The organism is Streptomyces sp. NPDC043878 (assembly GCF_056435735.1).
In genome coordinates, this window is sequence record NZ_JBWKDW010000042.1 from 20411 (window position 1) to 45998 (window position 25588).

Consider the following 25588-nt stretch of genomic DNA (forward strand, 5'->3'; position numbering starts at 1 on the left):
GCGATCGCGCCGGCCGGGCCCCCGGAGCGGGGCCCGGCGGGGGCGTCACGTCACGTCGTCGTACCCGTTGACCCGGTCCGTGGTCGTCTGCTCGGGCAGCGCCCGGGTCGCGGAGACGGTCTCGATCTCCCCGATGTCCTCGGGGGTGAGGTCCAGGTCGGAGGCTTCGTCGTCGGCGGGGCCACCGGCGTCGCGCAGGCGCCTGCGCCGGTCGTTCAGCAGGGAGAAGACGACCGCGCCGAAGTACAGCACCCAGATCGGTCCGGCGAGCGCCAGCATGGTCAGCGGGTCGGTGCTCGGGGTCGCGACGGCCGCGAACACGGTGATGCCCATGATCATGCCGCGCCACCAGCCGAGCATGCGCCGGCCGGTGATCGCACCCGTCAGGTTGAGCATGATCAGCAGCAGGGGCAGCTCGAAGGAGAGGCCGAAGACGAGCACCATGCGCGTGACGAGGTCGAGCAGGTCGTCCAGTGGCAGCAGGTTGTGGACGTCGTGCGGCGTGAAGCCGATCAGGACCTTCGCGGTGGTCGGCAGCACCACGTAGGCGAAGTAGGCGCCGGCCAGGAACAGCGGGACACCGGTGCCGACAAACCCGTAGGCGTACTTGCGTTCGTGCTTGTGCAGTCCGGGCGCGACGAAGGCCCACAGCTGGTACAGCCAGACCGGCGAGGCAAGGACGACACCGGCCATCAGGGACACCTTCAGGGCCAGCGTGAACGGCGTCAGCAGACCGTTGATGGTGATCTGCGCGCACTGCTGGCTGGCGTCCGTCGACCTCGACAGTTCCTCGAAGGACTTGGGGCAACCGATCGAGTCCAGCACCGGCTTGGTGATGAGGTTGACGATGTCGTTGTAGAAGAAGGCGGCCACGGCCGTGACCAGGACGATGGCCAGCATCGCCTTCGCGAGCCGGTTGCGAAGCTCACGCAGGTGGTCCGCGAGGGGCATCCGCCCCTCGGGGTCACTCTCCTTCTTGCGGGCAGGCTTGAGCAACCCACGTTCCCATCTCGTGCGGCGGGCCGGAGGTCACCGGCCCTGCGTCAGCGCTTCGTGGTGTCCGTCGGCTCGGTGACCGGGCGTGCGCTGGTCACGTCGCCGGGCGAGGCCTGGATCGTGCGCTGGGACGGGGACTGCTCGTCGGTGTGCGGCGGGCCGGCCGGGGTGGCCGTGCTGTTGCCGTCGTCCTTCATCGCCTTCGCCTCGCTCTTGAGGATGCGAGCGGACTTGCCGAGCGAGCGCGCCATGTCGGGAAGCTTCTTCGCGCCGAACAGCAGGATGACGACGACGAGGATGAGAATGATCTCGGGGGCGCCGAGCCTTCCGAACATAAGTCTTTACCTTCTCACCGAGGCGGCTGGGGTGGAGATGCCGTCCGACCGGTCGGACCTGCGTCCGATCAATCGTGCTGACAGCGATCGTAACGCTCAGGGGTGAACGTCTGGCAATCCCTGTGCGTACTCCCGGTCCGCGGTCCGCGCCTCGTTCTGCGGGCCGCGATCAGCAGCGTACCTGTCCTAACCGTCGGCTCGACAGGGCGAAGTGGCCCAAAACGCATCCGGCGCACGACTCACACCATGCGCACATCGGGACTCACAGCGAGTCCACAGCGCGGGCCGTGCTCACGGCCGCCCGCTCCAGATCCTCCGCCGCCCGGCCGATGCGCAGCGCCGAGTCGCTGACCTGCCTGCCAAGCCGCCGCGCCTCCACGAAGACCCGTACGGCCAGCACACCGAGAACGGCGAGACCCAGGAAACCCACAGCTACCGCGAACATCGGCCAGAACATGGGGCCGAGCCTAGACCGTCCCCCGGCCCGGGGCGCAGCCGCCCGGCAGTGTGCCTACAGCGCGGAGTGCAGCCGCAGGGTGCTGACCCCGCCCCCGGTCAGCAGCTCGACGACCCGCTCACCGGCCGGCTTGCGGACGGCGGCGCCGCAGTCGGGGCAGGTGAAGGAGTAGAAGGTGGTGCGGCTCGTGGCGCCGATGACCAGCCGCAGGGCTCCCGCGGCCAGCTCGAAGCGGCCCCGGCAGTCGGGGCAGCCCGCCCGGAACCACACCGGGTCCACCCCTCTCATCCCCGAGAACGCGTCCGCCACCGTCATGCCCCGCACCCCGGCCGTCGACGACTCGTTCACAGCGCCTGCTCCTGCCTGTCGTACTGCCCCTCGGTCACCGCGGGCGCGCCGTGGGCGTCCCGCGCCTCGACCCCGTCGTACGCCGCGAGCGCCTCCCGGGCCGCCTCACGAGCGCTGTCGGCGAGGTCGCGCGGCGACACGATCCGGCCGTCGCGACCCAGCCGCAGCGCCAGCCGCCGCAGGGACGTCGGGTCCGGGGTCCGAAGGGTGATACGCAGTCCGCCGTCGGGAAGCTCATCCGCACTGTCGTGCGGGTAGTACTCGGCGACCCAGCGGCCGCCCGGGCCGACCTCGACGACCACCTCGGGGTCCTCCGCCGCGGGCTGCACCAGCGCCTCGGACAGGTCCCGCAGCTCGATCTCGGGCGGCGCCGACTGCTCGTCGAGGATCCTGATCTCGGCGACCCGGTCGAGGCGGAAGGTGCGGCGCGCCTCGGAGCGGCGGCACCACGCCTCGACGTAGGTGTGCCCGACGCTGACGAGACGGATCGGGTCGATCTCCCGCTCGCTGAGCTCGTCACGGGCCGGCGAGTAGTAGCGGATCCACAGCCGGCGCCGCTCGGAGATCGCCCGGTCGACGTCGGCGAAGACACCGCCCTCCGACTCGAAGGTCACCGACAGCCGGGAGCTGGCCCCGGCCTGCTCGCCGGCCGCGGCCTCCACCTTGGCGGTGGCGCGCAGCAGCGCCTGCCGGTCGCTCTCGCGCAGCCCGGGCAGGGTCGACACCGCGCGGGCGGCCACCAGCAGCGCGGTCGCCTCGTCCGCGGCCAGCCGCAGCGGTTCCGCGGTCTCCTCGCCGAGGGCGGCGGGGTTGTGCCACCAGATGCGCTCGCCGTCGGTGTCGATGTCGAGGAGGTCGCCGCCGCGGAAGCTGGTACCGCACATGGGCAGCACGTCGAGGTCGGAGACCAGTTCGTCCTCGGTGATCCCGAAGGCGCGGGCGACGTCCTCGACCCTCGCTCCGGGGCGCTCCTTCAGATACGTCACCAGCGAGAGCATCCGCCGGGTCTGGTCGATGGCGTTCGTGGGCCTGACCGGTTTGCCTGCCACTGTGTTGTCCGTTCCCCCTCAGCCCTTGGCCACGGCACGCAGCCGGTCCACCACGTCGGCCCGCAGTTCGGCGGGCTCCAGGACCACCACGTCCGGGCCGAACTCCACCAGCCAGGCGTCGAGTCCGTGGCCGTACGGGATCTCCAGTTCGTCCCAGCCGTCCCCCAGCGCCCGCACCGCGGTGGCCTTCGCCCGCAGCGGATACCCCGCGCCCCCGCGCAGCCGGATCAGCGCGGAGCGGTCGGCGCTCTCCCCCGCCCAGCTCGCGACGGTCTCCCGCACGGTGACCACGTCGGGCACCGGAGCGGTGAACCGCGCGCCGCGCGAGCGCACCTTCCCCGTGATGCGCGACAGCCGGAACACCCGCTCCGCGCCCCGGTCCCGGTCCCAGCCCGCCAGGTACCAGTGCCCGCGCCAGCACTCCAGCGCCCACGGCTCGACGACCCGGGGCTCGGGGTGGGCGGCGTTGGACTTGCGGTAGTCGAAGTGCACCGGCCGGCGGTCGCGGCAGGCCAGCATCAGCGGCTCGAACGCCGCCTCGTGCACCGGGATGCGCGGCTCCAGCGCGCCGTGCGCCTCGTAGGCGTCGAAGTCCTCGGGCAGCCCCGCCGCCCGCAGTTTCTGCAGCGCGCCGCTGGCCGCGCCGGCGAGCCGGGCCTGCTGCCACACCTTGGCGGCCAGGCCCAGGGCTGCGGCCTCCTCGGCGTCGAGGGTGACCGGCGGGAGGCGGTTGCTGTCGCGGCGCGCCAGGTAGCCGACCTCGCCGTCGAGGTTCTCGACGGTGTCGATCACCAGCCCCAGTTCCCGCAGGTCGTCCTTGTCCCGCTCGAACATGCGGTTGAAGGAGTCGTCGCTGCCCGCTTCCAGGTAGGCCTCGATGGACTCGCGCAGCTCACGCTTGCTGAGCGGCCGGCGCGTTCCGAGCAGACACAGCGCCAGGTTCATCAGCCGCTCGGCCTTGGCAATGGCCATCGACGCCCTTCGCCTCCCTATGGTGCTTACGACCGTTGACCGTACCGCCCCGAAGTGGCCGGGCAAAAGCCGAGGGCCCACGCCCGCACGGGCATGGGCCACTGGTGACCGGGTCCGACCGGATCCCGTACGGACGTCGTACGGCGGTCGGACCGCTATGCGATCACTTACGACTGCTGTACGACGATCAGACCCCGAGCAGGTCGACGACGAAGATCAGGGTCTCACCGGGCTTGATCGCCGGGGTCGGGCTCTGGTTGCCGTAGGCGAGGTGCGCCGGAATGGTCAGCTGACGCCGGCCACCGACCTTCATGCCCTGAACGCCCTGGTCCCAGCCCTGGATGACCCGGCCGCCGCCCAGCGGGAAACGGAACGGGGTGCCACGGTTCCAGCTGGCGTCGAACTCCTCGCCGGTGCTGAAGGCGACACCGACGTAGTGGACGCTCACGGTCTGGCCGGCGGTCGCCTCGGCGCCGTCGCCCTCCCAGATGTCCTTGATCTCGAGGTCGGCCGGCGGCTCGCCGCCCGGGAAGTCGATCTCGGGCTTCTCGATGCTCACGTCTTGACTCCTGCTTGTGTACGAAAGGCAACGCGGACAGTCTTACAGATCCGGCCCCTCACATCGCGGCCAGGATGTCGACGGAGAACACCAGCGTGGAGTCCTTCTTGATGACGCCACCCGTCGGCGGGTTGTCGCCGTACCCCAGCTTCGGCGGCATCACCAACAGCACCCGGCTGCCCACCTTCTTGCCCTCCAGCCCCTGCGCGAGCCCCTTGACCAGCTGCTGCATCTGCGTCAGGGAGAAGGAACTGAGCTGCTTGCGGGCGTACGTCGACTCGAACTCCTTGCCGCCGTCCCAGACCACGCCCTCGAACTGCACCAGGACCGTCTGGTCCGCCTTCACCGGCGCCCCGTCGCTCTCCAGCACGTACTTCGCCACGAGCTTCGTCGGCGCGTCGCCCTTGGGTACCTCGATGGAGGGCGCCCTGCCGTCGGTGTTGGTGCCCACCTTCGGCAGGCTCGCGTCGTTCTGCGCGACGACCTTGCCCCTGGCGGAGCTCCGGGCGTTGAACGCGTCCTGGATGTCGATCACGAAGACCAGCGTGTCGGTGCCCTTGATGCCCGCCTGCGCGTTGCCCTGCGTGCCGTAGCCCCAGGTCGGCGGGACGGCCATCTCGACCCGGCTGCCCACCTTCCGGCCCGCCAGACCGTACCGCCAGCCGTCGATGATGCCACCCTGCGCCAGCTGGATGACCAGCGGGGTCTTGCGGTCGTAGGAGTTGTCGAAGACCTTCGCCGAGGACCAGATCTGACCGAGGTAGTTGGCCTGGACGTAGTCGCCCTCCGCCACCGCCCGCCCGTTGCCCGCGATGACCGTCTTCACCGCGAGGTTCTTCGACGGCTCGCCACTGCCCTTGGCCACCGTCGGCTTCTCGTCGAACTTCGTCCCCGCGGTGATGGCCGGCACCGGACCGTCGACGATCTTCGGCGGCGGCGCGGCGGACGTGGCCGAGGCGGAGGGAGAGGGCGAGGCGCTGTCACTCGCCTTGCTCGAGTCCGTCTTGTCGTCGCTGCATCCGGCGAGCGTGACCAGTCCAGCGGGTACGGCGATGAGAAGTGAGCGTCGGCGCACGGTGAAAGCCTCGTATCGGTCGATCTTGATGATGGCGTGCGCGCAACTCTACGGCGTGCGAAGGGCGCCGTACGGAAAACGTACGGCGCCCGTGTTGCGCTCCGGAACCCACTCCGGAACGCATCGCTACATTCCGGCGATCAGCTTCTCCACCCGGTCGTCCACCGAACGGAACGGGTCCTTGCACAACACCGTGCGCTGGGCCTGGTCGTTGAGCTTGAGATGAACCCAGTCGACCGTGAAGTCACGGCGCTGTTCCTGGGCCCTGCGGATGAAGTCGCCGCGCAGCCTGGCCCGAGTGGTCTGCGGCGGAACCGACTTGCCCTCGAAGATCTTCAAGTCGTTGCAGATCCGGGCGGCCTGACCCTTCCTCTCCAGAAGGTAGTACAGCCCCCGACGGCGGTGGATGTCGTGATACGCGAGGTCTATCTGCGCGACCCGCGGATGGGACATGGTCATGTTGTGCTTGGCCCGGTACCGCTCGATGAGCTTGTACTTCATGACCCAGTCGATCTCGGTCCCGATCCGGTCGAGGTCCTCGGCCTCGATCGCGTCCAGCGTGCGTCCCCACAGCTCCAGGACCTGGTCGACGGTGCCCGTACGGACACCGCGGCGCTCCACGAAGTCCACGGCCTTCTCGTAGTACTCGCGCTGCACCTCCAGCGCGGAGGCCTCCCGGCCACTGGCCAGACGCACCTTGCGCCGGCCCGTGATGTCGTGGCTGACCTCGCGGATCGCCCGGATCGGGTTCTCCAGCGTCAGGTCACGCATCACCGTGCCCGCCTCGATCATGCGCAGCACCAGGTCGGTCGCGCCGACCTTCAGCAGCATGGTCGTCTCGGACATGTTCGAGTCGCCCACGATGACATGCAGACGGCGGTAACGCTCCGCGTCCGCGTGCGGCTCGTCGCGCGTGTTGATGATCGGCCTCGACCGGGTCGTCGCCGAGGAGACGCCCTCCCAGATGTGCTCGGCGCGCTGACTGACGCAGTACACCGCGCCGCGAGGGGTCTGCAGCACCTTGCCGGCACCGCACAACAACTGCCTCGTGACCAGGAAGGGAATGAGGATGTCGGCGAGCCGGGAGAACTCCCCGTGCCGGGCGACGAGGTAGTTCTCGTGGCACCCGTAGGAGTTTCCCGCCGAGTCGGTGTTGTTCTTGAAGAGGTAGACGTCGCCCGCGATTCCTTCCTCGTGCAGGCGTCGTTCGGCGTCCACCAGGAGTCCTTCGAGAATGCGCTCGCCGGCCTTGTCGTGAGTGACGAGTTCCGTCACGTTGTCACATTCGGGTGTGGCGTATTCCGGATGCGAACCCACGTCGAGATAAAGCCGGGCGCCGTTTCGAAGAAAGACGTTGCTGCTACGGCCCCATGACACGACACGGCGGAAGAGGTACCGCGCCACCTCGTCAGGAGACAGGCGGCGCTGTCCCCTGAACGTGCACGTGACGCCGTACTCGTTCTCCAGCCCGAAAATGCGGCGGTCCATGACTGAACATTACGCCCGATCCCCTGACCGCAAACGGGGTTCGACAGCACGGTTTGGATCATTTTCCGATGAAGCCGCAACCACCGCCCGCCCAGCGGGAGCTGCGAGGACCCGTCCGGTGGCCAGCACGACGAGCAGGGACACGCCCCCCGCGACACCCGGCGCGGCGAAGCCCCACAACGCCCCGCCCCCCTCCACGACCGGCCCCGCCAGGCCCGTTCCCACCGACGCGCCCACGGTGAACGTCGTCACAAGCCAGGAGAAAGCCTCGGTGACCGTCCCGGCCGGCGCGTGCCGGTCGACCAGGACGAACGCACACGCGATGGCCGGCGCCAGGAAGACACCCGCGAGGACCGTCAGCAGCGTCATCGCCACCGCGCCCGGCATCAGCATCAGCGGCAGGTAACACACCGCCAGAAGCGCCACCAGCCAGCGCAGTCGCCGCGCCGGGTCACCGGTCCACCGCCGCGCCCCGTAGAACAGCCCGCCGATGAGCGCGCCCATGCCCAGGGCCGCCATCAGCCAGCCGTACACCGCGTCCCCGCCGTGGTCATCGGCGTACGGCACCGAAGCGACCGTGATCGAGCCGAGGGCCATCCCGACGAAGAGGAACGCCCCGAGCAGAGCGAGGAGTCCGGGCGAGCGCAGCGCGCCGAGCCAGTGCGCCTCACGCGGGGCCGACCGCCACGCGCGCGAGGGCGGCGAGAGCACCACGGACAGCGCGCCCAGGACCCCGATGACGCTCAGCACGAGCAGCGCCACCCGGGCCGACCACAGCGACACGCACAGCGTCACGAGCAACGGCCCGACGGTGAACATCACTTCCTGTGCCACGGCGTCCATCGCGTACGCCGTGTGCACCTGCCCCTCGCCGCGCAGGACACCGGGCCACAGCGCCCGCAGACCGCCCTCCAGCGGCGGCGTGAACAGCCCGGCCGCCGCGACACAGGCATGCGCGAGCGGCAGCGGGGCCGTGCCCGCGAACGCGAAGCCGGTCATCGCCAGCGCCGACAGCACCGCCGCGGGCAGCTGCACCCGCGGCTGCCCGTACAGGTCCACGAGCCGCCCCAGCACCGGCTGCCCCACCGCGTTGGCGACCCCGTACGTCGCCGCCAGCCCCCCGGCCAGCGTGTAGGAACCGCCCTCCGCCCGCACGAACAGCACGATCGCGAGCGCGGCGGTCGCGTTCGGCAACCGCCCCACGAGCGTGCCCACCAGCAGCCGGGCGGCATGCCTCGCCCTGAGGATCTCCAGATACCCCGCGGCCATCTCCGCCCTTCCCGTGCCGGTGACTCACTGCTGTGGCGCAGGAGGTTTTACGTATAACGTCCTCCGTCATACGTACCATGTGCGCTGTTCACCCGTCCAGACGAAGGAGCAGACCCACGGTGGCACGAGGCAGCACCCGCCCCACGAGCCGTGACGTCGCCCAGGCCGCCGGCGTCTCCCAGGCCGCCGTCTCCCTGGTCCTCGGCGACAAGTGGCGCGGACGCGTCTCCGAGACCACCGCCGCACGCGTCCGCGAGGCCGCCCGCGACCTCGGCTACCGCCCCAACCTCGCCGCCCGCAACCTGCGCCTCGGCCACACCCGCACCGTCCTCCTCGTCGTCCCCGCACTCACCACCGAGTTCTTCGCCGGCGTCTACACCGGCGCCGCCCGCGTCGCCGCCGACCACGGCTTCGGCGTCGTCCTCTACCCCTCCCCCGAAGGCGTCGGCCCCGCCCGCGACCCCTTCGCCTCCGCCCAGGCCGCCCTCGACGGCGTCATCGCCTCCTCCATGGCCGCCGACGCCCTCACCGCCATCCGCGGCGACCAGCTCCCCCTCGTCATGCTCGACAGCGACCCCGCAGGCAGCCTCGGCGCCGCCACCGTCAACCTCGACATCACCGACGGCATCCGCCAGATCGCCGACCACCTCCTGCACCTCGGACACCGCCGCTTCCTCCACCTCGCCGCCGACGTACCCTCCTGGACCTTCGACGTACGCGCCCGCGAACTCGCCACCCGCGTCCACACCACCCCCGGCACCACACTCCGCACCGCCCGCGCCCCCCTCACCATCGACGACGCCCTCACCGCCACCGAGACCGCCCTCACCCGCCCGGGCCCCCGGCCCACCGCGATCGTCTGCGACGACGACAAACTCGCCGCCGGCGCCTACAAGGCCGCCCGCCGCCTCGGCCTGCGCATCCCCGACGACCTCTCCGTCACCGGCCTCGACGACCTCGCCCTCGCCACCGCGCTCGACCCCGAACTCACCACCGTCCGGCTGGACGCCGAACTCTTCGGCGAACACGGCATGCACGCCCTCCTGGCCGTCCTGGACGGCCGCACACCGCCCGCCGGGGACATCCCCGTCGAACTCGTCGTACGCCGCTCCACAGCACCCCCCGGCGCCCCCTGACACACCTGTGCCCCGGCCGCAGGAACGACCGGGGCACAGAAAAACCGAACAGGCCACGTCTCTACTTCTCGTCCGGCTCCTCGGCGCTCTCCGCCTCGGTCGTCGCGCCGCCCGCCTCCAGCAACCGCGACAACTGCCCGCCGACGATCCGCTTGAACTTGCGCTGCTGCGGACGCGTACGGTCCAGCACCGCGACCTCCAGACGCTCCGCCGGAATCTCCCGCTCACTGCCGTTCGTGTCACGCGACAACGCCTGAACAGCGAGCTTCAAGCCCTCCGCCAGACTCATACCGTCCTGATGCCGCTGATCGAGATAGCTGCTGATCTGCTCCGCGTTACCGCCGACCGCCACCGAACCGTGCTCGTCGACGATCGACCCGTCATGCGGCAACCGATAGATCTGGTCACCCTCCGGAGTGTCCCCGACCTCCGCGACCACCAACTCCACCTCGTACGGCTTCTCCGCCGCCGACGAGAAGATCGTGCCCAGCGTCTGCGCGTACACGTTCGCCAGACCGCGCGCGGTCACATCGTCCCGGTCATAGGTGTAACCCCGCAGATCGGCATACCGCACACCACCGATCCGCAGATTCTCGTACTCGTTGTACTTGCCGGCGGCCGCGAAACCGATCCGGTCATAGATCTCGCTGAACTTGTGCAGCGCACGGGACGGGTTCTCGCCGACGAACACGATGCCGTCGGCATACTGCAGCACGACCAGGCTGCGGCCACGCGCGATGCCCTTACGGGCGTACTCCGCCCGGTCCGCCATCGCCTGCTGGGGTGAGACATAGAACGGCGTCGACACCGGTTAACCGTCCCTTTCTGTCGAAGTCACTGGACCACCTGGATAAGAACGCGCCATCGCCTACAGCAACGGGGCCCGCGGGCCGTCCGGCTGCTCCAGGCGCCGCTCCAGGATCGAACGGGCGATCCCGGAGGACTCCTCGTCGTTGAGCCGACGGAAACCGTCCTCGGTGATCACGGTGACAATCGGGTAGATCCGGCGCGCCACGTCGGGACCACCGGTCGCCGAGTCGTCGTCCGCCGCGTCGTACAGGGCCTGCACCACCAGGGTCGTCGCCTCGTCCTCGGTCAGATCCTCACGGAACAGCTTCTTCATCGCCCCGCGCGCGAACACCGAACCCGAACCCGTGGCCGCGTAGTAGTGCTCCTCCGAACGACCACCCGTCACGTCGTACGAGAAGATCCGCCCCTTCGCCCGGTCCACGTCGAACCCGGCGAACAACGGAACCACCGCCAGACCCTGCATCGCCATACCGAGATTCGACCGGATCATCGTCGACAGCCGGTTCGCCTTGCCCTCCAGCGAGAGCTGCGCCCCCTCGACCTTCTCGAAGTGCTCCAGCTCCAGCTGGAACAGCTTGACCATCTCCACGGCCAGACCGGCGGTGCCGGCGATACCGACAGCCGAGTACTCGTCCGCCGGGAAGACCTTCTCGATGTCCCGCTGCGCGATGACATTGCCCATCGTGGCCCGACGGTCACCGGCGAGCACCACACCGCCCGGGAAGGTGACCGCGACGATCGTGGTGCCGTGCGGCGCCTCGATCACGCCCTGGGTGGGCGGCAGTTGCCGGTTGCCCGGCAGGATCTCCGGCTGATGCTCGGAGAGGAAGTCCATGAAGGACGACGACCCGGGCGTCAGGAAGGCAGCTGGTAGACGCCCGGTGCTACGAGTGTTGGCTTCCACGAAGTTCCCTCCAGGTAGGCGGCTGCCCGACGAACAGCGTCGGGGTCGTCTCCCAACTTGCCGATGGCCGAATTGCAGTTGAAGCACAGTACGCCACGGACCCTACCCGTCTCGTGGCAATGATCCACATGAACGGCGGGAGCCTTCAGACAGATCACACAGAGACCCATCTGAGAGGCCACCATCTCCTCACGCTGGGCTTCCGTCATGCCGTATTGGCGCTTCAGATGGCCCGCGCGCCCCTTGGCCGCCCGGCAGGTCTTGCAACTCGTCGAGAGACCGTCGGAAGCCGTCGCGTTGCGATGCCATTGAGCGTGCGGCCTGACCTCACCACAGCTCCGGCAGAACTTGTGGCCCTCCGGTGTCTCCACCCGGGGCCGCACGCTCTTCCCCTTCGCCAACTGCCGGGCCTGGTGATAGTCCGCCCAGCAGGTACGGCAGTAGGCCTGCAGCCCGTCTCGGGCCGACCTGTTGCTGGCGAAAGCTGCTCGCGGCTTGGCTTGGCTGCACCGCGAGCAGCGCTTCGCATCCCCTTCACTTACCAAGGCGAGCCCCCGGCGACGCCTTCATTTCGAAGGCTACTCGCCGCCCTTCTGAACGAAACTTCGAACGAAGTCCTCGGCATTCTCCTCGAGTACGTCGTCGATCTCGTCCAGAACCGAGTCGACGTCGTCGCTCAGCTGTTCCTGGCGTTCCTTGAGGTCGTCGGTCGCCTGGGCGTCCTGTGTCTGCTCCTCGACCTCCTCGGTCGAGCGCGTCGCCTTCTGCTGGCCGCCGCCGGTGTCCTTGGTCGCCATAACCCTCACCCCGCTCGGTTCGACGTTCTTGATCAGACCCTACAAGCAGGGTCCGACATCGGCCCCGCAGTTGCGTCAACGTCCGGGGACCACCTCGATGATTCCCTCGCGCCGACATTTCCACCCTGCGGACCGAGCCGGCCCCGGGAATGGATTCAGTTGCCCGACAACACCCTGACCAGGTCTTCCGCGGTGCGGCAGCGGTCCAGGAGCTCCTTGACGTGATTACGCGTTCCGCGAAGCGGCTCCAGGGTTGGGACGCGCTGGAGCGAGTCCCGGCCCGGCAGGTCGAAGATCACCGAGTCCCAGGAGGCCGCGGCGACGTCGTCCGCGTACTGCTCCAGGCAGCGGCCGCGGAAATAGGCGCGGGTGTCCTCGGGCGGCTTGGTGCGGGCCCGCTCGACGTCGTTCTCGTCCAGCAGGCGTTTGATGCGGCCGCGGGCCGCGAGGCGGTTGTAGAGGCCCTTGTCGGCCCGTACGTCGGCGTACTGGAGGTCGACGAGGTGCAGGCGGGCGGCGTCCCAGTCGAGGCCGTCGCGGCGCCGGTAGCCCTCCATGAGTTCTCGTTTGGCGACCCAGTCGAGTTCGCCGGCGAGGCTCATCGGGTCGTTCTCGAGGCGGTTGAGGGTGTCCTCCCAGCGGGAGAGGACGTCCTTGGTCTGGTCGTCGGCGTCCGCGCCGTAGCGCTCCTCGACGTACTTGCGGGACAGCTCGTAGTACTCCATCTGGAGCTGTACGGCGGTGAGGGTGCGGCCGCTGCGGAGGGTGACCAGGCGCTTGAGCGTCGGGTCGTGGGAGACCTGGTGCAGGGTGCGGACGGGCTGGTCCACGGCGAGGTCGACGGCGATGAAGCCGTCCTCGATCATCGACAGGACCAGGGCGGTGGTGCCGAGTTTCAGGTAGGTGGAGATCTCGGACAGGTTGGCGTCGCCGATGATCACGTGGAGGCGGCGGTAGCGCTCGGCGTCGGCGTGCGGCTCGTCGCGGGTGTTGATGATCGGGCGCTTGAGGGTGGTCTCGAGGCCGACCTCGACCTCGAAGTAGTCGGCGCGCTGGCTGAGCTGGAAGCCGTGTTCGTGTCCGTCCTGGCCGATGCCGACGCGGCCGGCGCCGGTGACGACCTGGCGGGAGACGAAGAACGGGGTGAGGTGGCGCACGATGTCCGAGAACGGGGTTTCCCGCTTCATCAGGTAGTTCTCGTGCGTGCCGTAGGAGGCGCCCTTGTTGTCGGTGTTGTTCTTGTAGAGGTGGATGGGCTGGGCGCCGGGGAGCTGGGCGGCGCGTTCGGCGGCTTCGGCCATGACGCGTTCGCCGGCCTTGTCCCACAGGACGGCGTCGCGGGGGTTGGTGACCTCGGGTGAGCTGTATTCGGGGTGTGCGTGGTCGACGTAGAGCCGTGCGCCGTTGGTGAGGATGACGTTGGCGAGTCCGATGTCCTCGTCGGTGAGCTGGCTGGAGTCGGCGGTTTCGCGGGCGAGGTCGAAGCCTCGCGCGTCGCGCAGCGGGTTCTCCTCCTCGAAGTCCCAGCGGGCCCGGCGAGCCCTGTGCATCGCCGCCGCGTAGGCGTTGACGATCTGGGACGAGGTGAGCATGGCATTGGCGTTGGGGTGGCCGGGGACGGAGATCCCGTATTCCGTCTCGATGCCCATTACTCGCCGTACGGTCATGCGGCCCTCCTTGCCCGGCGGCGCCCTCGGTCGGGGGTACCGCTCACGTACCGCTGGCGCTCCGGTGCGTGTGCGGTGCCCGTCCCCGCACTGCGCGACTCGGCGGTACCGAAGAGCCTAGAACGCCTCCGCGCCGACGGGGAGATCATTTGAGTCATTGCCTTGCTCCGGCCGTGGCCCGGAAAGCAGTCGGCTGCGGGTACCCGGTGGGGGCACCCGCAGCCGCCCTGTGTTTTACAGGTACTGCCCGGTGTTCGCCACCGTGTCGATGGAGCGTCCGGTGTCCGCGCCCTGCTTTCCGGTGATGAGGGTGCGGATGTAGACGATCCGTTCACCCTTCTTGCCGGAGATGCGGGCCCAGTCGTCGGGGTTGGTGGTGTTGGGCAGGTCCTCGTTCTCCTTGAACTCGTCCACGCAGGCCTGGAGGAGGTGGGAGACGCGAAGGCCCTTCTGGCTGTGTTCGAGGAAGTCCTTGATCGCCATCTTCTTGGCGCGGCCCACGATGTTCTCGATCATGGCGCCGGAGTTGAAGTCCTTGAAGTAGAGGACTTCCTTGTCGCCGTTGGCGTAGGTGACTTCCAGGAAGCGGTTCTCCTCGGATTCGGCGTACATGTGTTCCACGGCCGTCTGGATCATGCTCTGGACGGTGGTGGACCTGCTGCCGCTGTGTTCGCCGAGGTCGTCGGAGTGCAGGGGCAGGCGCTCGGTGAGGTACTTGCCGAAGATGTCCTTGGCGGCTTCCGCGTCGGGACGTTCGATCTTGATCTTCACGTCGAGCCGGCCGGGACGCAGGATGGCGGGGTCGATCATGTCCTCGCGGTTGGAGGCGCCGATGACGACCACGTTCTGCAGGCCTTCCACGCCGTCGATCTCGGCGAGCAGCTGCGGGACGATGGTGTTCTCCACGTCCGAGCTGACGCCGGATCCGCGGGTGCGGAAGAGGGATTCCATCTCGTCGAAGAAGACGATGACGGGGGTGCCCTCGCTGGCCTTCTCGCGAGCACGCTGGAAGACGAGGCGGATCTGCCGCTCGGTCTCGCCGACGTACTTGTTGAGGAGTTCGGGGCCCTTGATGTTGAGGAAGAAGCTCTTGCCGGTGGCCTGGCCGGTGACCTCGGCGACCTTCTTGGCCAGCGAGTTGGCGACGGCCTTGGCGATGAGCGTCTTGCCGCATCCGGGGGGCCCGTAGAGCAGCACACCCTTGGGTGGCCGCAGTTCGTGCTCCTTGAAGAGGTCGGGGTAGAGGTAGGGGAGTTCCACGGCGTCGCGGATCGCTTCGATCTGGCCGCCCAGGCCGCCGATCTGCTCGTAGCCGATGTCCGGTACTTCCTCGAGGACGAGTTCCTCGACCTCGCTCTTGGGGACCACTTCGTAGACGTAGCCGGAGCGGGGTTCGAGGAGCAGGGCGTCGCCGGGCCGGATGATGACGTCGAGGAGGGGTTCGGCGAGCCGTACCACCCGTTCTTCGTCGGTGTGTCCGACCACGAGGGCGCGTTCGCCGTCCTCGAGGATCTCCTTCAGGGTGACGATGTCGCCGACGCTCTCGTACTCCATGGCCTCGACCACGTTGAGGGCTTCGTTGAGCATCACTTCCTGGCCGCGCCGGAGCTCTTCGAGCTCGACGCTGGGGCTGACGTTCACGCGGAGTTTGCGGCCTCCGGTGAAGATGTCGGCCGTGCCGTCCTCGTTCGCCGTGAGGAAGACTCCGAAGCCGGCCGGTGGCTGTGCGAGCCGGTCGACTTCCTCCTTGAGGGCCACGATCTGGTCGCGGGCCTCACGGAGCGTGTTGGCGAGTCTCTCGTTCTGGGCGGACACGCCGGCCAGGTTGGTCTGCAGCTCGACGATCCGCTCTTCGAGAATCCTCGTGTGTCGCGGAGAGTCGGCGAGCTTGCGTCGCAGGACGGCGATCTCCTGCTCAAGGTAGGCAATCTGCCCGGACGGGTCGTCGGACCCTCGTCCCGGGCGGATGCCGCGGTTCATGTCGTCGTCGTGGGCTGCCACGGTCCTCACCTCCTCCAAGGGGAGCTGGACGCTTCCAGACCCTACCTGGGCGGGTGTCGATTGAAACCCCTAGATCACAAAGACTGTCGGGGTGTGTCCGATCTTCACCCTTGCGCTCTCCCTCACGCCAGGGGAATACCCACCGAACATGATTGGAAAGCTGCCGGAGGTAGGGTCGAAGTGTTCAACACCCGTCAGAGCTGGCCGGATTCCCGTTCAGCTCGGCGCTGAAACGGCAGGAGACATGAGCGTGCAGCAGGAGGCCGTGGCCGGCAGTGGGGCGCTGGAGGTCTGGATCGACCAGGATCTCTGTACCGGCGACGGTATCTGCGCCCAGTACGCGCCTGAGGTGTTCGAGCTGGACATCGACGGTCTGGCCTATGTGAAGGGCGCGGACGACGAGCTGTTGCAGGACAGGGGCGCGACAACGCCCGTGCCGCTGCCGCTTCTCACGGACGTGGTGGATTCCGCGAAGGAGTGTCCGGGCGACTGTATTCACGTGCGCCGGGTGTTGGACGGGGTCGAGGTGTACGGCCCGGACGCGGAGTGACCGGAAAAGCACCTTGCGTGATGACTGTCTGATTGCCCACAGCGGGGTGTCGCGGGTCACACGGTGTGGGATCCGGCGGGTGTCGAGCGGAGGAACGCGCCGTTCTTCCACTGCCATTTCGCGCTGTCCTTCGTGTCCGGGCAGCAGTTGGGCACATCCTCGTTCGAGTAGCCGAGGAGTGTGGCCTGGACGGCTCCGTCACGGACGGCGAACTCGCTGACGGTGAGGCGGTCCTTCGGGTCGACGAGGGTGGCGACGACGCGCGGTGTGCCGGATTTCCTGGCGGCGGTCAGGACGTACACGGCGTCGGGCGGGGTGCCCATGGCGGAGTCGCAGTGCACGACGGCGACTGTTTCCGGCCTGCCGTCGCCGTCGAGGTCTCCGGATGCCTTCCTCTGCACCAGGACCTTCAGGGGGCCGCACTGGATGGGGAAGGTGACGCCGGTGGGGTCGGGCGCCGTGGCGACGGCGGGGGCGGGTGCGTGGGTGCTCGTGGCCGCCGGACCGGCGGTCTGGGCCGCTGTGGCCGGGTTGGGCTGGAGCATCGAGGACAGGGCGACCACGCCTGCGACGGCGGTGGCGGTCGCGACCCAGTGGATCGGTCGGGTGTGCGTGTGAGCCAGTTCCGGGACGGCGGATTGCTGCACTAGGAAGTGTCTCCTGTGAGGGCTGTGCCGGTGGGGTGGCCAGCATGGTGCCACACGTCACAGGACGGGGGAACGGCGGGGTCGGGACTTGTGGCGCCGGGGCTGCGGATCTTCACGGCCGGGAGCGGGGTCCGTGGCGCCGGGCACGGGGTGCGTGGCGCCGGGCGCGGGCCGCCGCCGGGGTGGCGTCGCGTCAGGGGCACAGCGCTGTGGCCGAGTTCCCGGTACCGCTCGGGAACTCGGCCACGGCGTCGTCACGTTGGCGGGGAGGGGGACCGGCTCAGCGGCCGGCGCCCGCGTCGGCGTTGGGGCCGGAGTAGTCCTCGCCGTAGGCGCCCTTGGCGGGGCGGCGGCGGCGCATGGGCGGCTCGACACCGTCGGCGAGACGGCGGGCGGTGAGGAGGAAGCCGGTGTGGCCGATCATCCGGTGGTCGGGGCGGACGGCCAGGCCCTCGATGTGCCAGTTGCGGATCATCGACTCCCAGGCGCTCGGCTCGTTGAAGCAGCCGATCTCGCGGATGGACTCGACGGTCCGTGCGAGCTGGGTGGTGGTCGCCACGTAGCAGCAGACGATGCCGCCGGGGACCAGGGCCTTGGAGACGGCCTCCAGGCATTCCCAGGGGGCGAGCATGTCGAGGATGACGCGGTCGACGTCGGTGTCACTCAGGTTGTCCTGGAGGTCACCGACGGTGAGCTGCCAGGCGGGGTGCGGGCCGCCGAAGTAGCGTTCCACGTTCTGCTGGGCGATCTCGGCGAAGTCCTCGCGCCGCTCGTAGCTGTGCAGCATGCCCTGGTCGCCGATGGCGCGCAGCAGGAAGCTGCTGAGCGAGCCGGAGCCGACGCCTGCCTCCACGACGCGGGCGCCGGGGAAGATGTCGGCGAAGGCCAGGATCTGCCCCGCGTCCTTGGGGTAGACCACGGCGGCGCCGCGGGGCATGGACAGGACGTAGTCGGGGAGCAGGGGGCGCAGCGCGAGGTAGGCGACGTTTCCGGTGGTGCGGACAACGCTGCCCTCGGGAGCGCCGATCAGCTCGTCGTGCGGGAAGGAACCCTTGTGGGTGTGGAAGTTCTTCCCGGCCTCGAGCGTGAACGTGTAGTGGCGGCCCTTGGGGTCGGTCAGCTGAACCTGGTCCCCGACCTTGAAGGGCCCGCGCCTGCGGGCGGCACCGGTCGGTTCGGACATGTGACCAGCCTACCGGCCTTTGCGCGGGCGCCCGACCACGGGCGGGCCGGGCGAATCGGGCGCCGGACGGGCCGGCGGGTCGTCCTGGAAGAGGGCTACGGAGGTTACGCGGAGGCCGACGGCCGGGCCATGGCGTTGACGAAGGCGCGTTCCACGTCGGCGGCGGACAGGACGCCGTAGATCTCGCCGGTGTCCTCGATGACGAGGTACTCGGTGGCGGGGGTGGCGCGCAGGACGTCCAGGAGGTCCTCGCCGGCGAGTTCCGCGGAGACGCACATGCCGTCGGTGAGGTCCTGGGCCAGGCCGCCGACGGCGACCCAGGGGCGGCGGTGTTCCGGTACGCCGACGATGGCGGCCTCGCGGACCAGGGACAGGGGTTCGCCGTCGGTGTCGACGACGACCAGGGCACGGGCTCCGGCGTCGTTGGCGCGGCGCAGGGCCTCGGAGAGGGGGGTGTCGGTCTGGACGGGGACCGCGCGGCGGGTGAGGTTGCGGGCGCGCAGCTCGGGCAGGTGTTCGCGCAGTCGGGCCATGCGGAGGCTGTTGCCGGCGCCGGTCCAGATGATGGCGGCGAGGATCGCGGCGAGCAGGGCGTCCATGACGGTGTCCATGCCGACGTTGTCCTCGGCGTTGGAGCCGAGGGCCCCGGACTGGGTGAGCAGGGGGAGACCGATGAGGACGACGACGGCGAGGGCGCGGCCGACCCAGGCGGCGGTGACGGTGCCGGTCATCGGTCTGCCGGTGAGTTTCCAGACGACCGCGCGGAGCATGCGTCCGCCGTCGAGGGGCAGGCCGGGCAGCAGGTTGAATCCGGCCACGATGAGGTTGGAGACCATCAGGCCGGCCAGCAGGACGCCCGGTACGGTGCCGGGCTCGACGCCCAGCATGGCGAGGTAGAAGAGGCCGGAGAGGATCAGGGACAGGAGCGGGCCGACGAAGGCGAGGACGAACTCGCGGCCGGGGGTCTCGGCCTCTTTCTCGATCTCCGAGACGCCGCCGAAGAACTGGAGCTGGATGCGGCGGACGGGGAGCTTGAAGCGGAGGGCGGCGACGGTGTGGGCGAGTTCGTGGACCAGGACGGAGGCGTAGAAGGCCACCGCGAAGAAGAGGGAGACGAGGTAGCGGAGGGCGCCGAGTTCGGGCAGCACGCGGTCGAGCTGGCCGCCGAACACCCAGGTGATGAGGGCGGCGACGAGGAACCAGCTGGGCGCGACGTAGACGGGGACACCGAAGGGCCGTCCCATGAGCAGTCCGCCGCCGGGTTCCTTGGGGCGGCGGGGCGGACGGCTCTTGGTCACACCGGCGTGGGCGAGGGTGCGTTCGGGGTGGTCGGGAGCGGCGCCGGGCCGGGTTTCGGTGTGGGGGCCGGTGGCGGTGCCGGGTGCGGTGCCGTCGCCGGTGGCGGAGGTGCTGGTGGTGGGGTCGTCGCCGTTCGTGGAGGGGGCGCCGGTCGTGCCGTCACCGGTCGTCCTGTCACCGCTCGGGGATTCGTCGCTCGGGGACTCGCCGGTCGCGGAGTCGTGGCGGGCCGGGTCCGGGTGTGCGGGGTCGGGTGCCGGGGTCGCGGGACCCGGGCGCTGTTCGGCCGGCTCGCCGGTGCCGGACCGCGGCTGCCCGCTCCCGCCGCTCTCGTCCACGATGTCCCCTCGTTCGAAGCGTCTCCCGCCTGCCCGGTGGGAGCATCTCGGGTCGATGGTATGCGGCCGTCGCCGCGCGTTCCGCCCCGGCACCCCCCGTGTTCGCCCGCTGTCGCGGCGGTCCGGGGTCGTACCCGGGCGCCGGGAGGACGTGCTCGCGGCTGGGTGACTGTCGGTGGCGGGCCGTATGGTCTGTGGTCATGGAGACGAGTACGGAGGACGGCGCGGAGGCCGACGGCAGTGGTGGGGCCGTGGCCGAGGCGGCGGTCGTGGGCCCCCGTGTGACGGTGGCGGCCGGGGAGCGGGCGGCCGACGCGGGGACGGCCGGCGCCGGTGCGGGCGGTGGTGTCGCGGGCGCCGAGGTGGTGTTCGTCGCCAGGCCGCCGGCGTCGTTGTCGCCGTCGCGGGCGAGTGACTTCATGCAGTGCCCCTTGCTGTACCGGTTCCGGGTGATCGACCGGCTGCCCGAGAAGCCGAGCGAGGCGGCCACGCGGGGCACCCTCGTGCACGCGGTGCTCGAGCGGCTCTTCGACGCGCCGGCCGCCGAGCGGACCGCGCCGCGCGCCAAGTCCCTCGTCCCCGGCCAGTGGGACCGGCTGCGGGAGAGCCGGCCGGAGGTCGTGGAGCTGTTCGCGGAGGACCCTGAGGGCGAGCGTCTCGCGCGCTGGCTCGGCGAGGCGGAGCGGCTCGTGGAGCGCTGGTTCTCGCTGGAGGACCCCACCCGTCTGGAGCCCGCGGAGCGGGAGTTGTTCGTCGAGGCGGAGCTGGACTCGGGGCTGCGGCTGCGCGGGATCATCGACCGGGTGGACGTGGCGCCGACCGGTGAGGTGCGGATCGTCGACTACAAGACCGGCAAGGCGCCGCGGCCGGAGTACGCCGAAGGCGCGCTGTTCCAGATGAAGTTCTACGCACTGGTGGTGTGGCGGCTGAAGAACGTGGTGCCTCGGCGGCTGCAACTCGTGTACCTCGGCAGTGGGGACGTGCTGACGTACGACCCCGTCCTCGCCGACCTGGAGCGCGTCGAGCGCAAGCTGCTCGCGCTGTGGGAGGCGATCCGGCTGGCGACGGAGACCGGTGAGTGGCGGCCGCGGCCCACCAAGTTGTGCGGCTGGTGCGATCACCAGGCGCACTGCCCGGAATTCGGCGGTACTCCCCCGCCGTATCCGCTGGAGGTCAGGGCGGCCGAGTCCGGCGCCGCCGAGCAGGGCAGAATGGGGCCGGACTAGCCGAAGGAGACTTACGTGGCCATCCGCGTCCTACTGGTCGACGACCAGCCGCTCCTGCGTACGGGCTTCCGCATGATCCTGGAGGCGGAGCAGGACCTCGCGGTCGTCGGCGAGGCCGGAGACGGCCTGCAGGCTCTGGATCAGGTGCGGGCGCTTCAGCCCGATGTGGTGTTGATGGACATCCGTATGCCGCGGATGGACGGCGTGGAGGCGACCCGGCAGATCACCGGCCCCGGCCGGGACGGTCCGGCGAAGGTGCTGGTGCTGACCACGTTCGATCTCGACGAGTACGTGGTGGAGGCGCTGCGGGCCGGTGCCAGCGGGTTCCTGCTGAAGGACGCCCCGGCCAACGAGCTGGTCCAGGCGATCCGGGTGGTGGCCGCGGGGGAGGCGATGCTCGCGCCGAGCATCACGCGCCGGCTGCTCGACAAGTACGCCACGCATCTGCCGTCCGGTGACGAGCCGGTGCCGGACACCCTGCACACGCTGACCGAGCGTGAGGTGGAGGTGCTGAAGCTGGTGGCGCGCGGGCTGTCGAACGCGGAGATCGCCGCCGACCTGTTCGTCAGCGAGACCACCGTCAAGACCCATGTGGGTCACGTCCTGACGAAGCTGGGGCTGCGGGACCGGGTGCAGGCCGCGGTGTACGCGTACGAGAGTGGTCTGGTGCGTCCCGGAGCGCAGTAGGAAAGCGGCTGTACGACGCGGAGGGCGCCCCCAAGGAGGGGGCGCCCTTCGTGGTGTGCGGGGGTGCCGCTCAGCTCACGCCGCGGCTGAGCTCCCACAGCTGGAGGGTGGCGGAGGAGTTGAGCGCGTAGGCGGTGCCGGTGACGTTGTCACGGGCGGCGACGTACTGCTTGCCCTGCCACAGCGGGAGGAGCGGGACCTCGTCGGCGACGATGTCCTGAATCTGCGTCAGGCTGGAGGCGGCGGCCAGTCGGTCGGCCTCGCGGCGGGACTCGGGGATCAGCTTGGTGCGGATCTGGGCGTTGGCGTAGGGCAGCTTGAGGAAGTTGTCCTTGTCGAGGAACGGCGCCAGGTAGTTGTCGGCGTCGGGGAAGTCGGGGAACCAGCCCATGCCCCAGACCTCGTAGGAGCCCTTGCGCTCGGCGGGTACGAACGCGTCCCAGGCGGTGCCCTTGATGGTCACGTCGAACAGGCCGCTGTCGTTGAGCTGCTTCTGGAGAAGCTCGAACTCCTGCTTGGTGGCGGGGCCGTAGTGGTCGGTGGTGTAGTTCAGCGTCAGCTTCACCGGGGTGGTGATGTTGGCGTCGGCGAGCATCGTCTTGGCCTTGCCCACGCTGGGGTCGCCGTACTTGTTGAAGAAGGCGTTGGAGTGGCCGGTGATGGACGCCGGGACCAGCGAGTACAGGGGCTGCGCGGCGGAGCCGTAGACCTTGGAGGTCAGTTCGCTGCGGTTGATGAGCTGTGCCATCGCCTGGCGGACGGCCTTGGTCTTCACACCGGGGTCGTTGGTGTTGAAGGCCAGGTAGCGGATTTCCAGGCCGGGCATCTCGACGAGGTCGACGTTGCCGTCGGAGGCGTCCGTGAGCTTCTTGATCTGCGCCGGGGACATGGTGCGGGTCATGACGTCGAGGTCGCCCTTGGCGAGGGCGTCGCCCATGGCGTCCGCGGTCTCGAAGGAACGCATGTCGACTTCTTCGTTGTTCACCTTGAGCGCCCCCTTGTAGTGGGGGTTCTTGGTGAACACGGCGTTGGTGATCTCGTCGTTCTTGACCTCGGCCCGCAGCGTGTAGGGGCCGGAGCCGTCCACGTCGAAGCCGTCGCGCAGCTTGTTCTTCGCGTAGTCGTCGGGGTTGACGATGCCGGCGACCGGGGTCGACAGCTTGAACGGGAAGGTGGCGTCGGCGGTCTTGAGGTGGAAGATGACCTCGCGGTCGCCCTGGGTCTCGACGGTGTCGATGGTGGACAGCAGGGCGAACACACCACTGTCGGCCTTGATCGCGAGGGCCCGGTCGATCGAGTACTTGACGTCCGCGGCGGTGATGGCGTCGCCGTTGGCGAACTTGAGGCCCTCACGCAGCTTGCAGGCGTAGCGCTCGTTGCCGCTGTCGGTGAAGCCGCAGCTCTCCGCCGCCTCGGGGACGGGGTCGCCCTCGCCCTTGGGCTGGATCATCAGGGTCTGCACGGTCTGGCGCAGGATGTTCCAGGTGCCGACGTCGTAGGCGTAGGCCGGGTCGAGGGGGGCCGGCGCGTCCTTGGAGGCGATGAACCGGTCAGTGGTGCCGACCTTGATCGCGTCTCCGCCGCTTCCGCTTCCGGACCCGCCACAGGCGGCGAGCACCGGAGCGAGCAGGCCGACCACGGCAGGCAGCACCAAAGTCTTGCGGTTCATGCTCGAGTTTCTCCAGAGCTGTTCAGGTCCGTGTACCCGGCATGCAGGGGTGTCGCGGCGGATCACGGGGGTAGGGGCGAGGTTCTCGCGACGAGGTTAGTCCGGACCGGCACGGGAGTTCGCCGTCATCGCGGTCGAGGGCCCATCACGGAGCGAAACCGGGTGTGGACAGACCGAAAACCCGACAGGGGAAGGATTAGTGCAGCGTTCCATCAATCGGGACACAAGGGCACGTCCTCGGCGTCCGAAACGGGGTGAACAGCACACCGGGTGGTGACTGTCGACCCTTCTTCGCGTGGGGAAGGTCACAGTCGCGGGGGCGTGGGGCCGTACCGGAATTCGGCCATCCGGCAGGTAGCGAATTGTTTCGATCCCGGCGTCGGTGAATTCCCGGCTATCCGGCCGCACGCTGGGTGAACGGCTAGCGCATTTCCGTCATCAGTCCGTGCAGGAATGCCAGGTCGACCTCTTCGAGGGAACCGACGACCGTGCGCCGGGCGGCCGGGCCGATCGGGGCCACGGAGGGCACCACCACCACGTGGCAGCCCGCCGCCTCCGCCGAGGCGACGCCGGTCGCGGTGTCCTCGACGACCGCGCACCTGGCCGGATCGACACGGAGTCCGGCGGCGGCGAACAGGTACGGGTCGGGGTGCGGCTTGGTCCGCGGGACCTCGTCGCCGGCGACCGTCAGCGCGAAGGGGTGCCGGAGGGAGGTGAGGACCCGGTCGATGATCCGCCGGTGGGAGGCGGAGACCAGGGCGGTGGGGATCTCGTGGGCGGCCAGTTCGGCCAGCAGCCGGGCGGCGCCCGGCATCAGCGGGAGGCTGCTGCGGATGCGCTCCTCGAAGCCGTCGTTGAGCAGGACCGCGAGCTCGGGGAGGGTGATGTCGGCGCCGGTCGCCTCGATCAGGAAGCCGGCGCTGCGGGTCATGGGGCCGCCGACCACGACATGGCGCCAGGAGTCGTCGAGGGGGTGGCCCAGGCGGGCGAAGATCTCGACCTCGACGTCCCACCAGAACCCCTCGGTGTCCACCAGGGTTCCGTCCATGTCGAGGAGAACGGCCTGCAGGGCTGAGCCTTCGGCCGTACGGGTTCCGAGCGCGGGGACCGTGCTGGTCATCCTGGCGCACCTCCTTGAGGGACGACCAGGCCGGTTCCCCTGGGGGAACCGGCCTGCGGTGGACCGACCAGTGTACGACTTATCCGATCAGTGTGCGGCTTTCCCGATCATCGCGCGTGTTGCGGGGCCCCGGGTGTTCCGCCCCGGAGCCGTGAGGGGCCTGCCGAGGCTCCGTGCTCCTGTCGTGCCGGGTGTCACCTGGCGTTGAAGTACTTGGCTTCCGGGTGGTGGATGACGATGGCGTCGGTGGACTGCTCGGGGTGGAGCTGGAACTCCTCGGAGAGCTGGACGCCGATGCGCTCGGGCCGGAGCAGTTCGGCGATCTTGGCGCGGTCCTCCAGGTTCGGGCAGGCGCCGTAGCCGAGGGAGAAGCGCGCGCCGCGGTACTTGAGGGCGAACATGTCCTCCATCGCGCCGGGGTCCTCACCGGCGAAACCCAGTTCCGAACGCACCCGGCCGTGCCAGTACTCGGCGAGCGCCTCAGCCAACTGGACGGACAGGCCGTGCAGTTCGAGGTAGTCGCGGTAGGCGTCGGCCGCGAACAGCCGCGCGGTCCGCTCGCCGATCCGGGAGCCGACGGTGACCACCTGGAGCCCCACGACGTCCGTCTCCCCCGACTCCTCCGGGCGGAAGAAGTCGGCCAGGCACAGCCGGCGGCCGCGGCGCTGGCGGGGGAAGGTGAACCGGGTGCGCTCGTTGCCCTGTTCGTCCAGGAGGATCAGGTCGTCGTCCTTGGACACGCAAGGGAAGTAGCCGTAGACCACGGCGGCCTCCAGCAGGTTCTCCGTCTGGAGCGTGTCCAGCAGACCGCGCAGCCGGGGCCGGCCCTCGGTCTCGACGAGGTCCTCGTAGGTGGGTCCCTCGCCGGTGCGGGCCTGCTTGAGGCCCCACTGGCCCTTGAACAGCGCGCCCTCGTCCAGCCAGGTGGCGTACTCCTTGAGCTGGATGCCCTTGACGACGCGGGTGCCCCAGAAGGGGGGTTGGGGGATCGGGTTGTCGGTGGCCA

Annotated in this window: 26 protein-coding genes; 4 read left to right on the plus strand and 22 right to left on the minus strand. The window is 69.5% G+C overall.

What is annotated here, in order from left to right:
* Positions 1-45 precede the first annotated feature (45 nt).
* The 10 genes from tatC to AC07AZ_RS36360 form a co-directional block, all read right to left on the minus strand.
* Entirely contained in the window at positions 46-951 is a 906-nt protein-coding gene (gene tatC / locus AC07AZ_RS36315; protein ID WP_478855047.1) for a twin-arginine translocase subunit TatC, read from the minus strand.
* A 92-nt stretch (positions 952-1043) separates the two neighbouring features.
* Complete coding sequence (tatA, locus tag AC07AZ_RS36320) at positions 1044-1331, minus strand: Sec-independent protein translocase subunit TatA (RefSeq protein WP_356041690.1); 288 nt, start codon at positions 1329-1331, stop codon at positions 1044-1046.
* Between the two features lie 262 nt (positions 1332-1593).
* On the minus strand, positions 1594-1788 hold the full coding sequence (locus tag AC07AZ_RS36325; protein WP_478855026.1) for a hypothetical protein: 195 nt from the start codon (positions 1786-1788) through the stop codon (positions 1594-1596).
* 54 nt (positions 1789-1842) lie between these two features.
* Positions 1843-2136 carry a hypothetical protein gene (locus tag AC07AZ_RS36330; RefSeq protein ID WP_478855027.1) on the minus strand — a complete coding sequence of 98 codons (294 nt, stop codon included), beginning with the start codon at positions 2134-2136 and terminating at the stop codon, positions 1843-1845.
* Positions 2133-3185 (minus strand): helix-turn-helix transcriptional regulator, encoded by a 1053-nt coding sequence (locus AC07AZ_RS36335; protein ID WP_478855028.1) that lies wholly within the window; start codon positions 3183-3185, stop codon positions 2133-2135. Before AC07AZ_RS36335 ends, AC07AZ_RS36330 begins: the two co-directional genes overlap by 4 nt.
* An 18-nt stretch (positions 3186-3203) precedes the next feature.
* The gene (locus tag AC07AZ_RS36340; RefSeq protein WP_478855029.1) at positions 3204-4157 is read right to left on the minus strand and encodes a helix-turn-helix transcriptional regulator; all 954 of its coding nucleotides are present in this window, start codon (positions 4155-4157) and stop codon (positions 3204-3206) included.
* 187 nt (positions 4158-4344) lie between these two features.
* The gene (locus tag AC07AZ_RS36345; RefSeq protein ID WP_478855030.1) at positions 4345-4716 is read right to left on the minus strand and encodes an FKBP-type peptidyl-prolyl cis-trans isomerase; all 372 of its coding nucleotides are present in this window, start codon (positions 4714-4716) and stop codon (positions 4345-4347) included.
* A 58-nt stretch (positions 4717-4774) separates the two neighbouring features.
* Positions 4775-5791 (minus strand): FKBP-type peptidyl-prolyl cis-trans isomerase, encoded by a 1017-nt coding sequence (locus tag AC07AZ_RS36350; RefSeq protein ID WP_478855031.1) that lies wholly within the window; start codon positions 5789-5791, stop codon positions 4775-4777.
* A gap of 126 nt (positions 5792-5917) precedes the next feature.
* On the minus strand, positions 5918-7279 hold the full coding sequence (gene pafA, locus AC07AZ_RS36355) for a Pup--protein ligase (RefSeq protein ID WP_057607036.1): 1362 nt from the start codon (positions 7277-7279) through the stop codon (positions 5918-5920).
* 9 nt (positions 7280-7288) lie between these two features.
* Complete coding sequence (locus tag AC07AZ_RS36360; protein ID WP_478855032.1) at positions 7289-8548, minus strand: MFS transporter; 1260 nt, start codon at positions 8546-8548, stop codon at positions 7289-7291.
* Positions 8549-8667: 119 nt separating this feature from the next.
* On the opposite strand from AC07AZ_RS36360, the gene AC07AZ_RS36365 reads away from it, so the two are divergent.
* Positions 8668-9684, plus strand: coding sequence for a LacI family DNA-binding transcriptional regulator (locus AC07AZ_RS36365; protein ID WP_478855033.1), 1017 nt, complete (start codon positions 8668-8670; stop codon positions 9682-9684).
* Between the two features lie 61 nt (positions 9685-9745).
* Here AC07AZ_RS36365 and prcA read toward each other — a convergent pair whose 3' ends face one another.
* From prcA to arc, 6 genes are all read right to left on the minus strand, one after another.
* A complete protein-coding gene (gene prcA, locus AC07AZ_RS36370) occupies positions 9746-10492 on the minus strand; it encodes a proteasome subunit alpha (RefSeq protein ID WP_478855034.1) in 747 nt (248 codons plus the stop codon).
* Between the two features lie 60 nt (positions 10493-10552).
* A complete protein-coding gene (gene prcB / locus AC07AZ_RS36375) occupies positions 10553-11398 on the minus strand; it encodes a proteasome subunit beta (protein WP_478855035.1) in 846 nt (281 codons plus the stop codon).
* Complete coding sequence (locus tag AC07AZ_RS36380; RefSeq protein WP_478855036.1) at positions 11350-11943, minus strand: endonuclease VII domain-containing protein; 594 nt, start codon at positions 11941-11943, stop codon at positions 11350-11352. Before AC07AZ_RS36380 ends, prcB begins: the two co-directional genes overlap by 49 nt.
* A 33-nt stretch (positions 11944-11976) precedes the next feature.
* Entirely contained in the window at positions 11977-12195 is a 219-nt protein-coding gene (locus AC07AZ_RS36385) for a ubiquitin-like protein Pup (protein ID WP_478855037.1), read from the minus strand.
* Between the two features lie 155 nt (positions 12196-12350).
* Positions 12351-13862: a depupylase/deamidase Dop gene (gene dop / locus AC07AZ_RS36390; RefSeq protein WP_478855038.1), complete on the minus strand. Its 1512-nt coding sequence runs from the start codon at positions 13860-13862 to the stop codon at positions 12351-12353.
* Positions 13863-14096: 234 nt separating this feature from the next.
* Entirely contained in the window at positions 14097-15863 is a 1767-nt protein-coding gene (gene arc / locus AC07AZ_RS36395) for a proteasome ATPase (protein WP_478855039.1), read from the minus strand.
* A gap of 244 nt (positions 15864-16107) precedes the next feature.
* Between arc and AC07AZ_RS36400 the strand changes: the two genes are divergently transcribed.
* A complete protein-coding gene (locus tag AC07AZ_RS36400) occupies positions 16108-16413 on the plus strand; it encodes a ferredoxin (RefSeq protein WP_478855040.1) in 306 nt (101 codons plus the stop codon).
* A 56-nt stretch (positions 16414-16469) separates the two neighbouring features.
* On the opposite strand, the gene AC07AZ_RS36405 is transcribed toward AC07AZ_RS36400, so the two are convergent.
* From AC07AZ_RS36405 to AC07AZ_RS36415, 3 genes are all read right to left on the minus strand, one after another.
* On the minus strand, positions 16470-17060 hold the full coding sequence (locus tag AC07AZ_RS36405) for a hypothetical protein (RefSeq protein ID WP_478855041.1): 591 nt from the start codon (positions 17058-17060) through the stop codon (positions 16470-16472).
* Positions 17061-17340: 280 nt separating this feature from the next.
* Entirely contained in the window at positions 17341-18243 is a 903-nt protein-coding gene (locus tag AC07AZ_RS36410; RefSeq protein WP_266395020.1) for a tRNA (adenine-N1)-methyltransferase, read from the minus strand.
* Between the two features lie 104 nt (positions 18244-18347).
* Positions 18348-19880 (minus strand): site-2 protease family protein, encoded by a 1533-nt coding sequence (locus tag AC07AZ_RS36415; RefSeq protein WP_478855042.1) that lies wholly within the window; start codon positions 19878-19880, stop codon positions 18348-18350.
* 200 nt (positions 19881-20080) lie between these two features.
* Between AC07AZ_RS36415 and AC07AZ_RS36420 the strand changes: the two genes are divergently transcribed.
* Both AC07AZ_RS36420 and AC07AZ_RS36425 read left to right on the plus strand, forming a co-directional pair.
* On the plus strand, positions 20081-21106 hold the full coding sequence (locus AC07AZ_RS36420) for a RecB family exonuclease (RefSeq protein WP_478855043.1): 1026 nt from the start codon (positions 20081-20083) through the stop codon (positions 21104-21106).
* Between the two features lie 15 nt (positions 21107-21121).
* Positions 21122-21793 carry a response regulator gene (locus tag AC07AZ_RS36425; RefSeq protein WP_058926326.1) on the plus strand — a complete coding sequence of 224 codons (672 nt, stop codon included), beginning with the start codon at positions 21122-21124 and terminating at the stop codon, positions 21791-21793.
* Between the two features lie 70 nt (positions 21794-21863).
* Here AC07AZ_RS36425 and AC07AZ_RS36430 read toward each other — a convergent pair whose 3' ends face one another.
* The 3 genes from AC07AZ_RS36430 to AC07AZ_RS36440 form a co-directional block, all read right to left on the minus strand.
* Positions 21864-23462, minus strand: a complete 1599-nt coding sequence (locus tag AC07AZ_RS36430) for an ABC transporter substrate-binding protein (RefSeq protein WP_478855044.1) — start codon at positions 23460-23462, stop codon at positions 21864-21866.
* A gap of 421 nt (positions 23463-23883) precedes the next feature.
* The gene (locus tag AC07AZ_RS36435) at positions 23884-24582 is read right to left on the minus strand and encodes an HAD family hydrolase (protein ID WP_478855045.1); all 699 of its coding nucleotides are present in this window, start codon (positions 24580-24582) and stop codon (positions 23884-23886) included.
* A 194-nt stretch (positions 24583-24776) separates the two neighbouring features.
* A partial coding sequence (locus AC07AZ_RS36440) for a vitamin B12 dependent-methionine synthase activation domain-containing protein (protein ID WP_478855046.1) occupies positions 24777-25588 on the minus strand: 812 nt, incomplete at its 5' end.

Bases quoted from the DNA above. Each gene is read 5' to 3' on its own strand.
- AC07AZ_RS36410 (WP_266395020.1), bottom strand. From the start codon at position 18,243: ATGTCCGAACCGACCGGTGCCGCCCGCAGGCGCGGGCCCTTCAAGGTC.
- dop (WP_478855038.1), bottom strand. From the start codon at position 13,862: ATGACCGTACGGCGAGTAATGGGCATCGAGACGGAATACGGGATCTCC.
- pafA (WP_057607036.1), bottom strand. From the start codon at position 7,279: ATGGACCGCCGCATTTTCGGGCTGGAGAACGAGTACGGCGTCACGTGC.
- AC07AZ_RS36340 (WP_478855029.1), bottom strand. From the start codon at position 4,157: ATGGCCATTGCCAAGGCCGAGCGGCTGATGAACCTGGCGCTGTGTCTG.
- tatA (WP_356041690.1), bottom strand. From the start codon at position 1,331: ATGTTCGGAAGGCTCGGCGCCCCCGAGATCATTCTCATCCTCGTCGTC.
- tatC (WP_478855047.1), bottom strand. From the start codon at position 951: ATGCCCCTCGCGGACCACCTGCGTGAGCTTCGCAACCGGCTCGCGAAG.
- AC07AZ_RS36325 (WP_478855026.1), bottom strand. From the start codon at position 1,788: ATGTTCTGGCCGATGTTCGCGGTAGCTGTGGGTTTCCTGGGTCTCGCC.
- AC07AZ_RS36400 (WP_478855040.1), top strand. From the start codon at position 16,108: ATGAGCGTGCAGCAGGAGGCCGTGGCCGGCAGTGGGGCGCTGGAGGTC.
- AC07AZ_RS36420 (WP_478855043.1), top strand. From the start codon at position 20,081: ATGGAGACGAGTACGGAGGACGGCGCGGAGGCCGACGGCAGTGGTGGG.
- AC07AZ_RS36435 (WP_478855045.1), bottom strand. From the start codon at position 24,582: ATGACCAGCACGGTCCCCGCGCTCGGAACCCGTACGGCCGAAGGCTCA.
- AC07AZ_RS36430 (WP_478855044.1), bottom strand. From the start codon at position 23,462: ATGAACCGCAAGACTTTGGTGCTGCCTGCCGTGGTCGGCCTGCTCGCT.
- AC07AZ_RS36360 (WP_478855032.1), bottom strand. From the start codon at position 8,548: ATGGCCGCGGGGTATCTGGAGATCCTCAGGGCGAGGCATGCCGCCCGG.
- AC07AZ_RS36385 (WP_478855037.1), bottom strand. From the start codon at position 12,195: ATGGCGACCAAGGACACCGGCGGCGGCCAGCAGAAGGCGACGCGCTCG.